The following is a 12963-nucleotide window of genomic DNA, read 5'->3' on the forward strand; positions in this document are numbered from 1 at the left end:
GCTTTTGTGGGGGGGGGGTTGTGGTGAGGGGGCTTGCCCCCGTCCGGCTGCGAAGCAGTCGTAAATCGTTGCACACTGTTTTACCTGACACACCGAGCTGTTTGGTTTTGGGGCCGCTTCGCAGCCCAACGGGGGCAAGCCCCCTCGCCACAAAGGTTTGCCGCTGAAATTGAGCAGGCATAAAAAAGGGCTCCTTGAAGGAGCCCCTGGGCCGGAGCCCGCGGTCCGGATGGGACACGCATGGTTAATTCAGTACAAAGTCAAATTGTCGTGTCGGAGTGTTGTGCCCTGTAATTAGCCGACGGCGTGAAGTTCGTTGAGTCTGTGGATTCCCGCAGTGCCGGTCATACCGTCCCAGTTGTCGCCGCGTCCTTCTCGCCAGCCGTTGATCCAGGCTTGACGTACCGACGGTAGAGTAAATGGGCAAAGCTCACGGGATTTGCCACCAACGCCATATTGATATCCGCGCAAAAATGCTCTTTCCAACGGATCACGCTTAAGTCTTCTCATAGGGTGTAGCCCTCACTTGTTGACTGTATTTATCGCGTCGACCTCTATCGAGGTCTGGCAGAAAAACTCTGCCGTTGGGGCTCGTTGCCGGCGTGACGAGCCAAGGTGTTGGCGTCATTGCGGCGCCAACCTGTATTGAGTTCTAACCAATGCGTCACATCGAGGGAATGATCGTTTTGTCATAAGCACGTAACTATTCATGTGCTAAGGCCATAAGTAACAGCGTGTTTTTAGCGTATTTATTGGCCAAACCCCGGTATGATCAGCCCTGCGCTGGATGATGGGCTTAATCCTTTACTGAGAATGGCTCCCGTTGCCGGGAAGCACTATTCGACGAAGGGTCGACTTATGACATTTTGTTGCATCAACTTTTTTATCTGTCCTTGCATCTAAGCTCATTTAACCCGGGCAGCAGGGGTGGAGCGGCACACTTTCGTGCCACGCGGGCGCTCTTCGAGAAAAGCGCCTGATTGAAAACCGGACCGGCAATGCGTTGCCCGGTCACTCAGCTAAAGGTTCTGGAATTCCCATGTCCGATCGTTTCGAACTCTTCCTCACTTGCCCAAAAGGCCTTGAAGGCCTGCTCATCGAGGAAGCCATCGGGCTTGGCCTTGAGGAAGCACGGGAACACACCTCTGCCGTGCGCGGCATGGCCACCATGGAAACCGCTTATCGCCTGTGCCTGTGGTCGCGCTTGGCCAACCGCGTGCTGCTGGTGCTCAAGCGTTTCCAGATGAAGGACGCCGAAGACCTGTACCACGGCGTGCTGGACATCGAGTGGCAAGACCACATGCTCAATGACGGCACCCTGGCCGTCGAATTCAGCGGCCATGGCTCGGGCATCGACAACACCCATTTCGGCGCGCTGAAGGTCAAGGACGCCATCGTCGACAAACTGCGCACCCCGCAAGGCGACCGTCCGTCCATCGACAAGCTCAACCCGGACCTGCGCATTCACCTGCGCCTGGACCGTGGCGAAGCCATTCTGTCCCTCGACCTCTCCGGCCACAGCCTGCACCAGCGCGGCTATCGCCTGCAGCAAGGTGCGGCACCGCTGAAGGAAAACCTCGCGGCCGCCATCCTGATCCGTTCCGGCTGGCCACGTATCGCGGCCGAAGGCGGTGCACTGGCCGACCCGATGTGCGGTGTCGGGACCTTCCTGGTCGAAGCGGCAATGATCGCCGCCGACATCGCGCCGAACCTGCGTCGCGAGCAGTGGGGCTTCACCGCCTGGCTCGGTCACGTGCCGGCGCTGTGGAAAAAACTCCACGAAGAAGCCTCTGAGCGCGCGGCGGCCGGCCTGGCCAAGCCACCGTTGTGGATTCGCGGCTACGAAGCCGATCCACGGCTGATTCAACCGGGCCGCAACAACGTCGAGCGTGCCGGCCTGAGCGAGTGGATCAAGATCTACCAGGGCGAAGTCGCGACGTTCGAACCGCGCCCGGACCAGAACCAGAAAGGCCTGGTGATCTGCAACCCTCCGTACGGCGAGCGTCTGGGTGACGAGGCGAGCCTGCTCTACCTCTACCAGAACCTCGGCGAACGCCTGCGTCAGGCCTGCCTGAACTGGGAAGCGGCGGTGTTCACCGGCGCGCCGGACCTGGGCAAGCGCATGGGCATCCGCAGCCACAAACAGTATTCGTTCTGGAACGGCGCCTTGCCGTGCAAGCTGTTGCTGATCAAGGTGCTGCCGGACCAGTTCGTCACTGGCGAGCGCCGTACCCCGGAGCAACGCCAGGTCGAGCGTGAACAAGCCGCCTACGATCAGACGCCGGACGAGCCGCAGGAACGCAAGTTCAACAAGAACGGCAACCCGATCAAGCCGACGCCGGCACCCGCTCCGGTGGTCGAGCAACCGCGCCTGAGCGAAGGCGGGCAGATGTTCGCCAACCGCCTGCAAAAGAACCTCAAGGCCCTGGGCAAGTGGGTCAAGCGTGAAGGCATCGACTGCTACCGCGTCTATGATGCCGACATGCCGGAATACTCCATGGCCATCGACCTGTATCACGACTGGGTCCACGTCCAGGAGTACGCCGCGCCGAAATCCATCGACCCGGAAAAAGCCTCGGCGCGCATGTTCGATGCCCTGGCGGCGATTCCGCAGGCGTTGAACATCGACAAGAGCCGCGTGGTGGTCAAGCGCCGCGAGCGTCAGAGCGGCACCAAGCAGTACGAGCGCCAGGCGGCGCAGGGCAAGTTCGTCGAGGTCAACGAAGGCGGGATCAAGCTGCTGGTGAACCTCACCGACTACCTCGACACCGGCCTGTTCCTCGACCATCGGCCAATGCGCATGCGTATCCAGAAAGAGGCGGCCGGCAAGCGCTTCCTCAATCTGTACTGCTACACCGCGACGGCCAGTGTGCATGCGGCCAAGGGCGGTGCGCGCAGCACTACCAGTGTCGACCTGTCGAAAACCTATCTGGACTGGGCGCGTCGCAACCTGTCGCTGAACGGTTTTTCCGACAAGAACCGCCTGGAGCAGGGCGATGTGATGGCGTGGCTGGAAGCCAGTCGTGACGAGTACGACCTGATCTTCATCGACCCGCCGACGTTCTCCAACTCCAAGCGTATGGAAGGCGTGTTCGACGTGCAGCGCGATCAGGTGCAACTGATCGACCTGGCCATGGCGCGTCTGGCGCCAGGTGGTGTGTTGTACTTCTCCAACAACTTCCGCAAGTTCGAACTGGAGGCCAATCTCGGCGAGCGCTATGCGGTCGAAGAGATCACCGCCCAGACCATCGATCCGGATTTTGCCCGTAACGCCAAGATTCATCGTGCCTGGAAAATCACGGCCCGTTGATACGTGGATACCTGTAGGAGCGAGCTTGCTCGCGATGGTCGATAACGATAACGCGAGCTTTCTGAATGCACGCGGCGTTCTTGAGACCATCGCGAGCAAGCTCGCTCCTACAGTGCTGGTCAAATTAGTGGCTAATAGCTATAACTCAACTCATGGCCAAAGGGGTTCCCCGCACCTGGCGTTTTGAGTTTGCGTTCTATGTCGTTGCACGCCGTGCGCCCCAAGATCCTGGGTTTTATCAGCGAAGATGTCTCGGCCTGGCTGGTCGCGTTGCTGGTATTGCTTGTCGGTGGGGTGCTCACGGGCTTGCTGGCGTGGTCGACGCTGAATCTGTTTCACCATCAATTGCGGCAACGCTTTCAACTGCTGGCCAGTGAGCGTTACAGCCGTATCGAAGAGCGTTTTGAAGATCAGGTGCAGCGCCTCGATGGCTTGCGCCGTTTTTTCGCCAACTCCGATTCGGTGTCCCGGGCGGAGTTCGACGGCTATACCCAACCTTTGCTGCTGCGTACCCAGGCGTACTCCTATGCCCAGCGGGTCACTCGTGACGAGCGGGCGGCGTTCGAGCGTCGAGCGAGTGACGAAGGCTTGAGCACTTTCACCCTGAGAGAACTCAATGCCGCCGGCCAATTGCAACTGGCCGGCGAGCGAGATGAGTACGTAGCGGTGCTGTATAGCCAGACGCAAAGCAAACTCGGTTCTCCCCTCGGTTACGACTTGCTGGCCCAACCGCTGCGGCGTGCCACGCTCGAACGGGCTGATCGGCATGGCGGCATGGCGGTATCACAACCAATGCACCTGGTGAGTATCGAGCCGGCCTATGCGCGAGGCGTGTTGCTGGTCGCGCCGGTCACCAAGCGCAACAGTCAGGACCACGCAGCCGCGAAGCCCTACGGTTATGTCATGGCGGTGATCAGCATGCGCCAGTTGCTGGCGGACGGACTGCCGGAAGCGAGCCATGACTATCTCTCGGTGCGCATCCTCGATTTGTCGACCGACGACCAGCACGAGGTGCTGTTCGAGTCGCCCAACCCGCCGGCCATCAGCGAATTGTCCGCCACGCGCCTGTTGCGCATGGCCGACCATGACTATCAGGTCGATATCCAGCCCAGCGATGCGTTCGTGCAGGCCAACCATTCCTCGGTAACCAGCCTGGTGGTGTTGGGTGGATTGCTCAGCGTGATGCTCAGTGCCTTGCTGTATGTGTTGGTCAGTCAGCGGCAGCGGGCGTTGAGGCTGGTCGAGCAACGCACCCAGGAGCTGCGCGATCGAGAGCAGGAACTGCGTGGCACCCATGGTCAGTTGCGAGGCGTGCTCAATGCCGCCACCCAGGTCGCGATCATCGCCACCGACCTGCGCGGCGTCATCAGCACCTTCAATGCCGGTGCCGAGCAGATGCTCGGCTATATCAGTGCCGAAGTGGTCGGCCATATGACCCTGGAGAACCTGCACCTGCCCCGGGAATTGGTCGCTCGCTCGGCGGAGTTGAGCGCACGTTATGGCAAACCGGTGCCGACCTGCCAGGCGATGCTGGTCGAAGGCGGCGTGGAGGGCGGCCACGAGGCGCGGGAGTGGACGCTGGTGCGCGGCGATGGCAGCCATTTGATGGTCAACATGCTCGCCACACCGGTGCTCGACGAGCAAGGCCTGTGGGTCGGGCACCTGGCGGTGTGCATCGACATCACCGAACGCAAACGGGTCCACGAAGCGCTCGCAGCGCGGGACCTGCTGTTGAAGAAACTCAGCGCCCACGTGCCCGGTGGCATCTACCAGTTCAAGATGGAGTTCGACGGGCGTTTCAGCGTGATCTACGCCAGCGACGGCATTCGCGAGATCTATGAGCTGGAGCCCGATGTGCTGCTGCTCAATGCCGAGTCGATCTTCACCCGCATTCACCCTCAGGACACCACCCGTGTCCGCGCCTCGATCCGCGCCTCGGCCGACACCCTCAGCCCCTGGCGCGAGGAGTACCGCGTGCAGCTGCCGCAACGTGGTTTGCGTTGGGTTCGCGGCGAAGCCACTCCGGAGGAACTGCCCGGTGGCGGTGTGCTGTGGCACGGCTACATCTCGGACATTACCGATATGAAACGGGTGGAAGAAGAGTTGCGCGCGTTGTCGGTCACCGATTCGCTGACCGGCATCCACAACCGGCGTTATTTCCAGGAACGCCTGACCACCGAAATGGCCCGGGTGGAGCGTGGCGGTGGGGATCTGTCGGTGATCATGCTCGATATCGACCACTTCAAGCGGATCAATGACCTGCATGGTCATGCCATCGGTGATCGGGTGTTGCAGGCGGTCTGCGAACGGATCGGCCACCGGCTGCGTCGCACCGATGTGTTCTGCCGCCTGGGCGGTGAAGAGTTCATGGTGCTGTGCCCGGATATCAGTGGCGAACATGCCTATGTGTTGGCCCAGCAATTGTGGCAAGGCCTGCGCAGTTCACCCATCGAAGGTGTCGGTACGGTCACCGCCAGTTTCGGGATTGCCAGTTGGCGGGTTGGAGAGGGCGCCGATGCCTTGCTGTTGCGCGCGGATTCGGGGGTGTATGCGGCAAAGCAGGCGGGAAGGGATAGGGTCGAAGAGGAAATGATTTAACCCGGGTTGTACGCTGACCCTGTGGGAGCGGGCTTGCTCGCGAAAGCGGTTTGTCAGTCACATCATTGTTGGATGTGCTGCCGTCTTCGCGAGCAAGCCCGCTCCCACAGTAGATCTCCGTGGTTCTCAGGGGCCGGTTACAACACCGAAGCCGTCTGCGGCACTTTCGGTTGGCGGTACAGGTCCAGCAGCACCTGATCAAGCACCGAAGAAGCGCCGAACGGGGCCTTGTCGTTGAGGATTGCCACCACTGCCCAGGTATTACCGTTAACGTCGCGACTGAAACCGGCAATCGCCCGCACGGTGTTCAGGGTGCCGGTCTTGACGTGGGCTTCACCGCGCATGGCAGTGGTCTTCAGGCGTTTGCGCATGGTGCCGTCGGTGCCGGCAATCGGCATCGAGCTGATGTATTCGGCAGAATACGGGCTGTGCCAGGCCGCTTCGAGCATCGAGGCCATTTCCCGGGCGCTGACGCGCTCGGCACGGGACAGGCCGGAGCCGTTCTCCATCACCAGGTGCGGCGCGGTGATGCCCTTTTTAGCCAGCCACTGGCGCACGACACGCTGGGCGGCCTTGGCGTCGTCACCATCGGCATCGGTACGGAAGCGTTGGCCGAGGCTCAGGAACAACTGCTGGGCCATGGTGTTGTTACTGTACTTGTTGATGTCGCGGATGATTTCCGCCAGGTCCGGCGAGAACGCCCGGGCCAGGACCTTGGCGTCTTTCGGTGTAGGCGCCAGCACATCCTTGCCCTGGATGCTGCCACCCAGTTCCTTCCAGATCGCGCGGACGGCGCCGGCGGTGTAGGTCGCGTGGTCGAGCAGCGACAGGTAAGTCTGCGAGCTACAGCCTTCACCCAGTTGACCGCCGACGGTAACGGTCACAGTGCCATCGGCCTGAGCCACCGGGTTGTAGCGCACGCCACCGGTGCATTGCTTGGAGTTGAGGGCCTTGACCTGATTGTCGATGCGGATGCTCGCAATCGGCGGCTCCACCGAGACCAGTACCTTGCCTGAGTCATTGCGCGCGACGAAGCGCAGCGCCTTGAGGTTGACCAGCAGCGAGTCGGGTTTGACCAGGAACGGCTTGTTCTCGTCATTGCCGTCGTCATTGAACTCCGGCAGTTGCGGTTGCACGAAGAAGGTTTTATCCAGCACCAGGTCGCCGGTGACCTGGGTGACACCGTTGGCACGCAAGTCGCGCATCAACAGCCAGAGTTTTTCCATGTTCAGCTTCGGATCGCCGCCACCCTTGAGGTAGAGGTTGCCGTTGAGGATGCCGCCACTCAAGGTGCCGTCGGTGTAGAACTCGGTTTTCCACTGGTGGTTCGGGCCGAGCATTTCCAGGGCCGCGTAGGTGGTGACCAGTTTCATGGTCGACGCCGGGTTGACCGAGACGTCGGCGTTGAACACCGTCGGGGTGCCGGGACCGGTGAGCGGGATCATCACCAGCGACAGGGCGTTGTCCTGCAACTTGCTGGCTTTCAGGGCTTTTTCAACGTTGGGCGACAACGCGGTATTGATGGGGGCGGCGCAAACGGGAAGGGCCAGGGGGAGAAGAAAACCGGCCAACAGCAATGGACGCAAAGATTTGATCATCTGAAATAAAACCCTACAGCCGAGGGGAAAAAAGATGAGGGCATGGAGATAAATTCCCTCAATGGTCATGAAAGTGTCGGCATTATGCCCCAAGGTGTCACGAGTTGTGCCGTGCGCGGGCTGTCTGAACGGCTATTTTTTTACCGACGGTAGGCGTGGTGGCCCAGAGAGTCAGGCAATCGGCGGCTTAAACTGCTAAAGTGCCGCCCGTTATTACTTAAGAGGATTGTTCCAATGGCGACTAACCGTTCCCAGCGTCTGCGCAAAAAACTGTGCGTCGATGAATTTCAAGAGCTGGGTTTCGAACTGAACCTGGATTTCAAAGAAGATTTGGCTGATGAAGCCATTGATGCTTTCCTCGACGCGTTCCTCAAAGAAGCCATGGAAGCCAACGGCCTGGGTTATGTTGGCGGCGACGACTACGGTCTGGTTTGCCTGCAGAAGCGTGGCTCGGTCAGCGCTGAACAGCGCGCTGCCGTTGAAGCCTGGCTCAAAGGCCGCACCGAGCTGACCAGCGTTGAAGTCAGCCCGCTGCTGGACGTCTGGTACCCGGAAAAGCCGATCAATCCGGTAGCTTGATGTTCTAAAAAACGGCGACCCAAGGGTCGCCGTTTTTTATGCTTTTTTTGTAGGAGCGAGCTTGCTCGCGATGAACCTGAGAGCACCGCGGGGTGTCATGTTCCCAGCGTTATCGTTGACGACCATCGCGAGCAGGCTCGCTCCCACAGTTCAGGATCACCAGCGTCACCACCCCCGCGACAATCCCCCAGAACGCCGAACCGATGGAAAACAGCGTCAGCCCCGATGCCGTGACCATGAAGGTGATCAGCGCCGCTTCACGTTCCTTCACTTCGCTCATGGCGATGCTCAAGCCGTTGATGATCGAGCCGAACAGCGCCAGCGCCGCGATCGACAGCACCAGTTCCTTGGGCAGCGCGGCAAACAATGCCGCGAGCGTCGCGCCGAACACCCCGGCGATCCCGTAGAAAATCCCGCACCAGACCGCCGCGGTGTAGCGTTTGTTGCGATCCTCATGGGCGTGCGGCCCGGTGCAGATTGCCGCGCTGATCGCCGCCAGGTTGATCCCGTGGGAGCCGAACGGTGCCAGCAGCAAACTGGCGATGCCGGTGGTGGTGATCAGCGGAGAGGCGGGCACCGTGTAACCGTCGGCGCGCAGTACGGCGATGCCAGGCATGTTCTGTGAGGTCATGGCGACGACAAACAGCGGGATGCCGATGCTGATGGTTGCGGCCATGGAGAAGTGCGGCGTGGTCCACACCGGTGTAGCCACCTCCAGGTGAAAACCGCTGAAGTCCAGCAGCCCCATGAAGCCTGACAAGGCGGTGCCAATCAGTAATGCCGCCAACACCGCATAACGCGGCGACAGGCGCTTGACCAGCAGATAAGTGACGAACATTGCCAGTACCAGGGCGGTGCGGTGTTGCGCGGCGACGAAAATCTCGCTGCCGATCTTGAACAGGATCCCCGCCAGCAGGGCGGCGGCCAGGGAGGCAGGGATCTTTTTCACCAGCCGTTCGAAGCTGCCGGTCAGCCCGCAAATCGTCACCAGCACTGCGCAGGTAATGTAGGCGCCAATGGCTTCGCCGTAGCTCACGCCGCCCAGGCTGGTGATCAGCAGCGCGGCGCCGGGGGTCGACCAGGCAATGGTGATCGGCGTGCGATAACGCAGGGACAGGCCAATGGAGCACACCGCCATGCCGATGGAGATCGCCCAGATCCACGAAGAAATCTGCCCGCTGCTCAGGCCCGCCGCTTGCCCGGCCTGGAACATCAACACCAGGGAACTGGTGTAGCCGGTCATCATGGCAATGAACCCGGCGACGATGGCCGAGGGCGAGGTGTCGGCCAACGGGCGGAGTTGCGTGTGCGTGGCGTCGTTCATGACGGTGGTGTTCCTTGTCTATGAAAGCAGTGAATCCGGCAGGTATTTGTGGCTAACCCAAATGTGTGGCGAGGGAGCTTGCTCCCGCTGGGCTGCGAAGCAGCCCCAATCCAGGCACCGCGGTGTGTCCAATGGAATGCGTCGGCTGATTTTACGACTGCTGCGCAGTCGAGCGGGAGCAAGCTCCCTCGCCACAAAAATGTCTCTCGACAAAAGTTTTGTGTTTTAAGCCTAAACTCAAAAGTAACCAGGCGTTGCGATACAGCCGAGGCAACATTCAGCCGTACAGTCGTGTTGCCACCCTCCATTGTGTACAATCGCAGTGTTTTTTACGCGATACTTGCCAGCGACCCACTGTGCCGTATTACAGTCACGGTCAATTCGCCGCAGTTCTTCCGACTCGAGTGCCCATGAACGAACAGTTGCAACCCCTAAAGAAACAACCGCGAGCTGGTAAAGCCGGCCGCAGCGGTACCCAGGACGATATTGTCTACGCGCATATCTTCGAGGCCATCCTCGAGCAGCGTCTGGCGCCCGGCACCAAGTTGAGCGAAGAAGCGCTGGGGGAGATTTTCGGGGTCAGCCGTACCATCATTCGCCGCGCCTTGTCGCGCCTGGCCCATGAAGGCGTGGTGTTGCTGCGTCCGAATCGCGGCGCCGTGGTCGCCAGCCCGAGCGTCGAAGAAGCCCGTCAGGTGTTCATGGCCCGCCGTCTGGTGGAGCGCGCGATCACTGAACTGGCCGTTCAGCACGCGACCGCCGAGCAGATTGCCGAATTGCGCCAGATGGTCAACGACGAGCGCGACAGCTTTTCCCGTGGCGACCGTGGTGCCGGCATCCGCCTGTCGGGCGAATTCCACCTGAAACTGGCCGAAGCGGCGAAAAACGCGCCGTTGATCAGCTTCCAGCGCAGCCTGGTGTCCCAGACATCGCTGATCATCGCCCAGTACGAAAGCGGCAACCGTTCCCATTGCTCCTACGACGAGCACACCCAGTTGATCGACGCCATCGAGAAGCGCGACGCTGAGCTGGCGGTCAACCTGATGATGCATCACATGGATCACATCGACAGCAAGCTCAACCTTGATGAGGAAAGTGCGTCGGATGATCTGCATGCGGTGTTCTCGCATTTGTTGCAGACCAAGAAGCCTGGGCGTTCCACCGCGAAGCTGTAGGAGCGAGCTTGCTCGCGATGGTCGTTAACGATTACGCGGGAAGCCTGATACCCAGTGGTGCCCTTGGGTTCATCGCGAGCAAGCTCGCTCCTACAGGGCATAAAAAATCCCCCGGAATCTAACGATTGCGGGGGATTTTTTTATGCCCGGAAAAATCTTAGCGCTGATGCACCAGATTCCCCGCCGCATAAGTCTGCAGCACAGTCCGGTCATCCCCCAGCGTCATCAACACAAACAACGTCTCGGCAATGTTGTTGGCCTGCTGCAAGCGATAGCTCAGCAGCGGCGTGGCGTTGTAGTCCAGCACCAGGAAGTCGGCGTCGGTGCCCGGTAGCAGGGTGCCGATCTTGTCTTCCAGACGCAGCGCGCGGGCGCCGCCGAGGGTGGCCAGGTACAGCGACTTGAACGGGCTCAGGCGCGCACCTTGCAGCTGCATGACCTTGTAGGCTTCGTTGAGGGTTTGCAGCAGCGAGAAACTGGTGCCGCCGCCCACGTCGGTGCCGATGCCGACGTTGAGCTTGTGCTTCTCGGCCATCGGCAGGTTGAACAGGCCGCTGCCGAGGAAGAAGTTCGAGGTCGGGCAGAACGAGATGGCCGAACCGGTTTCCGCCAGCCGCGCGCACTCGTCATCACACAGGTGCACACCGTGGGCGAACACCGAGCGCTCGCCGAGCAACTGGTAGTGATCGTAGACGTCCAGGTAACCCTTGCGCTCCGGGAACAGTTCCTTGACCCACTCGATTTCCTTGAGGTTTTCGCTGATGTGGGTCTGCATGTACAGATCCGGGTATTCGGTCAGCAACTGGCCGGCCAGGGTCAGCTGTTCCGGGGTGCTGGTCGGTGCGAAGCGTGGGGTGACCGCGTAGTGCAGGCGACCCTTGCCGTGCCAGCGTTCGATCAGCGCCTTGCTGTCGACGTAGCTGGATTCAGCGGTGTCGGTCAGATAGTCCGGGGCATTGCGGTCCATCATCACCTTGCCGGCGATCATGCGCAGGTCGAGCTGCTCGGCCGCTTCGAAGAACGAGTTCACCGATTGCGGGTGTACGCTGCCGAATACCAGCGCCGTGGTGGTGCCGTTGCGCAGCAGTTCCTTGATGAAAATATCCGCGACCTGGTCGGCGTGGGCCTTGTCGGCGAACTGGCTTTCGCACGGAAAGGTGTAGGTGTTGAGCCAGTCCAGCAATTGCTCGCCGTAGGCGCCGACCATGCCGGTTTGCGGCAGGTGGATGTGGGTGTCGATGAAGCCAGGGGTGATCAGCGCGTCCTGGTAGTGGGTGATTTCGATATCGGCCGGCAGGGTCGGCAGCAGTTCGCTGGCGTGGCCGAGGGCGCTGATCTGGCCGTTATCCACAACCAGCAAGCCGTCTTCGAAATACTCGTAGGAGGCTTCGATACCAACGATGGCAGGGTCGGCGATGCTGTGCAGGATGGCGGCGCGGTAGGCTTTGCGAGTCAAAGGCATGTGAGTTCTCAATGTCTGGCTTGTCAGTTCGAGGCGGCTTGCTTCGAAGCGTGGCTGCGGCGTGAAGCGGGCAGCAGTTTGGCAATCGGTTCGGCGCTGGACGTTTGCTGGCCGAAATTGGCGTTGTAGGTGGCGATGATTTCGCCGGCGATGGAGATGGCGATTTCCACAGGCAACTTGCCTTTGACTTCGCCGATGCCCATCGGGCAGCGCATGCGTTGCACGACGCTGCTGTCGAAACCACGGTCGCGCAGGCGGTGTTCGAACTTCACGCGTTTGGTCTTCGAACCGATCAGGCCGAAGTAGGCGAAGTCGTTGCGCTTGAGGATCGCAGCGGTGAGTTCGAGGTCGAGCTGGTGGTTGTGGGTCATCACGATGCAATAGCTGCCGGCAGGCAGATCATCGATTTCATCCACAGGTTCTTCGGAAACGATTTTGCGCACGCCGTGGGGAATCTGCTCGGGGAATTCATCTTCCCGCGAATCGATCCAGCGCACCCGGCAAGGCAGGCTGGCCAGCAGCGGCACCAAGGCGCGGCCTACGTGGCCGGCACCGAACACGGCGATCTGCGCCTGCACCTGGCCCATCGGTTCGAACAGCAAAACGGTTGCACCACCGCAGCATTGGCCGAGGCTGGCGCCGAGGCTGAAACGCTCAAGATGGGTGTCCTGCTTGCCGCTAACCAGCATCTCGCGGGCGATCTGCATGGCCTTGTATTCCAGGTGCCCGCCACCGATGGTGTCGAAGGCCTGGTTCGCGCTGATGACCATCTTCGAGCCAGCGTTGCGCGGCGTCGAGCCGAGCTCTTCGATGATGGTGACCAGTACGCAGGGTTCACCGCGGTTTTGCAGGTCGGCGAGGGCGTCGATCCAGTTGTACATGTTCACCTCGACATCGTCGTTGTCTGTTCGGTCGTC

General features: G+C 60.6%; 9 protein-coding genes. 4 read left to right on the forward strand and 5 right to left on the reverse strand.

Going from position 1 to position 12963, the window contains the following annotated elements:
• Positions 1 to 294 precede the first annotated feature (294 nt).
• On the reverse strand, positions 295 to 510 hold the full coding sequence (gene rmf, locus KGA88_RS19095) for a ribosome modulation factor (RefSeq protein ID WP_003223300.1): 216 nt from the start codon (positions 508 to 510) through the stop codon (positions 295 to 297).
• Between the two features lie 529 nt (positions 511 to 1039).
• On the opposite strand from rmf, the gene rlmKL reads away from it, so the two are divergent.
• Together rlmKL and KGA88_RS19105 are read left to right on the forward strand one after the other, a co-directional pair.
• The gene (rlmKL, locus tag KGA88_RS19100; protein ID WP_223593528.1) at positions 1040 to 3310 is read left to right on the forward strand and encodes a bifunctional 23S rRNA (guanine(2069)-N(7))-methyltransferase RlmK/23S rRNA (guanine(2445)-N(2))-methyltransferase RlmL; all 2271 of its coding nucleotides are present in this window, start codon (positions 1040 to 1042) and stop codon (positions 3308 to 3310) included.
• Positions 3311 to 3508: 198 nt separating this feature from the next.
• Positions 3509 to 5908 (forward strand): GGDEF domain-containing protein, encoded by a 2400-nt coding sequence (locus KGA88_RS19105; protein ID WP_223593530.1) that lies wholly within the window; start codon positions 3509 to 3511, stop codon positions 5906 to 5908.
• A 137-nt stretch (positions 5909 to 6045) separates the two neighbouring features.
• Here the strand turns inward: KGA88_RS19105 and dacB are convergent, their stop codons facing one another.
• Positions 6046 to 7506 (reverse strand): D-alanyl-D-alanine carboxypeptidase/D-alanyl-D-alanine-endopeptidase, encoded by a 1461-nt coding sequence (dacB, locus tag KGA88_RS19110; RefSeq protein WP_110662780.1) that lies wholly within the window; start codon positions 7504 to 7506, stop codon positions 6046 to 6048.
• 234 nt (positions 7507 to 7740) lie between these two features.
• Between dacB and KGA88_RS19115 the strand changes: the two genes are divergently transcribed.
• Positions 7741 to 8085: a YggL family protein gene (locus tag KGA88_RS19115; RefSeq protein WP_007971486.1), complete on the forward strand. Its 345-nt coding sequence runs from the start codon at positions 7741 to 7743 to the stop codon at positions 8083 to 8085.
• Positions 8086 to 8194: 109 nt separating this feature from the next.
• On the opposite strand, the gene KGA88_RS19125 is transcribed toward KGA88_RS19115, so the two are convergent.
• Complete coding sequence (locus KGA88_RS19125; protein WP_223593532.1) at positions 8195 to 9409, reverse strand: benzoate/H(+) symporter BenE family transporter; 1215 nt, start codon at positions 9407 to 9409, stop codon at positions 8195 to 8197.
• Between the two features lie 410 nt (positions 9410 to 9819).
• Between KGA88_RS19125 and KGA88_RS19130 the strand changes: the two genes are divergently transcribed.
• Positions 9820 to 10584, forward strand: coding sequence for a GntR family transcriptional regulator (locus tag KGA88_RS19130; protein WP_008050187.1), 765 nt, complete (start codon positions 9820 to 9822; stop codon positions 10582 to 10584).
• Positions 10585 to 10741: 157 nt separating this feature from the next.
• Here KGA88_RS19130 and guaD read toward each other — a convergent pair whose 3' ends face one another.
• Both guaD and xdhC read right to left on the reverse strand, forming a co-directional pair.
• On the reverse strand, positions 10742 to 12046 hold the full coding sequence (gene guaD / locus KGA88_RS19135; protein ID WP_110660867.1) for a guanine deaminase: 1305 nt from the start codon (positions 12044 to 12046) through the stop codon (positions 10742 to 10744).
• A gap of 23 nt (positions 12047 to 12069) precedes the next feature.
• Positions 12070 to 12927: a xanthine dehydrogenase accessory protein XdhC gene (xdhC, locus tag KGA88_RS19140; RefSeq protein ID WP_110660868.1), complete on the reverse strand. Its 858-nt coding sequence runs from the start codon at positions 12925 to 12927 to the stop codon at positions 12070 to 12072.
• Positions 12928 to 12963: the final 36 nt, after the last annotated feature.

It is taken from the genome of Pseudomonas sp. A-R-19 (assembly GCF_019956575.1).
Lineage (GTDB): Bacteria > Pseudomonadota > Gammaproteobacteria > Pseudomonadales > Pseudomonadaceae > Aquipseudomonas.

What these genes read in the sequence shown, in the direction of transcription:
- KGA88_RS19115 (WP_007971486.1), top strand. Translation starts at nt 7,741, where the DNA reads ATGGCGACTAACCGTTCCCAGCGTCTGCGCAAAAAACTGTGCGTCGAT.
- KGA88_RS19125 (WP_223593532.1), bottom strand. Translation starts at nt 9,409, where the DNA reads ATGAACGACGCCACGCACACGCAACTCCGCCCGTTGGCCGACACCTCG.
- rlmKL (WP_223593528.1), top strand. Translation starts at nt 1,040, where the DNA reads ATGTCCGATCGTTTCGAACTCTTCCTCACTTGCCCAAAAGGCCTTGAA.
- KGA88_RS19105 (WP_223593530.1), top strand. Translation starts at nt 3,509, where the DNA reads ATGTCGTTGCACGCCGTGCGCCCCAAGATCCTGGGTTTTATCAGCGAA.
- rmf (WP_003223300.1), bottom strand. Translation starts at nt 510, where the DNA reads ATGAGAAGACTTAAGCGTGATCCGTTGGAAAGAGCATTTTTGCGCGGA.
- dacB (WP_110662780.1), bottom strand. Translation starts at nt 7,506, where the DNA reads ATGATCAAATCTTTGCGTCCATTGCTGTTGGCCGGTTTTCTTCTCCCC.
- xdhC (WP_110660868.1), bottom strand. Translation starts at nt 12,927, where the DNA reads ATGTACAACTGGATCGACGCCCTCGCCGACCTGCAAAACCGCGGTGAA.
- guaD (WP_110660867.1), bottom strand. Translation starts at nt 12,046, where the DNA reads ATGCCTTTGACTCGCAAAGCCTACCGCGCCGCCATCCTGCACAGCATC.
- KGA88_RS19130 (WP_008050187.1), top strand. Translation starts at nt 9,820, where the DNA reads ATGAACGAACAGTTGCAACCCCTAAAGAAACAACCGCGAGCTGGTAAA.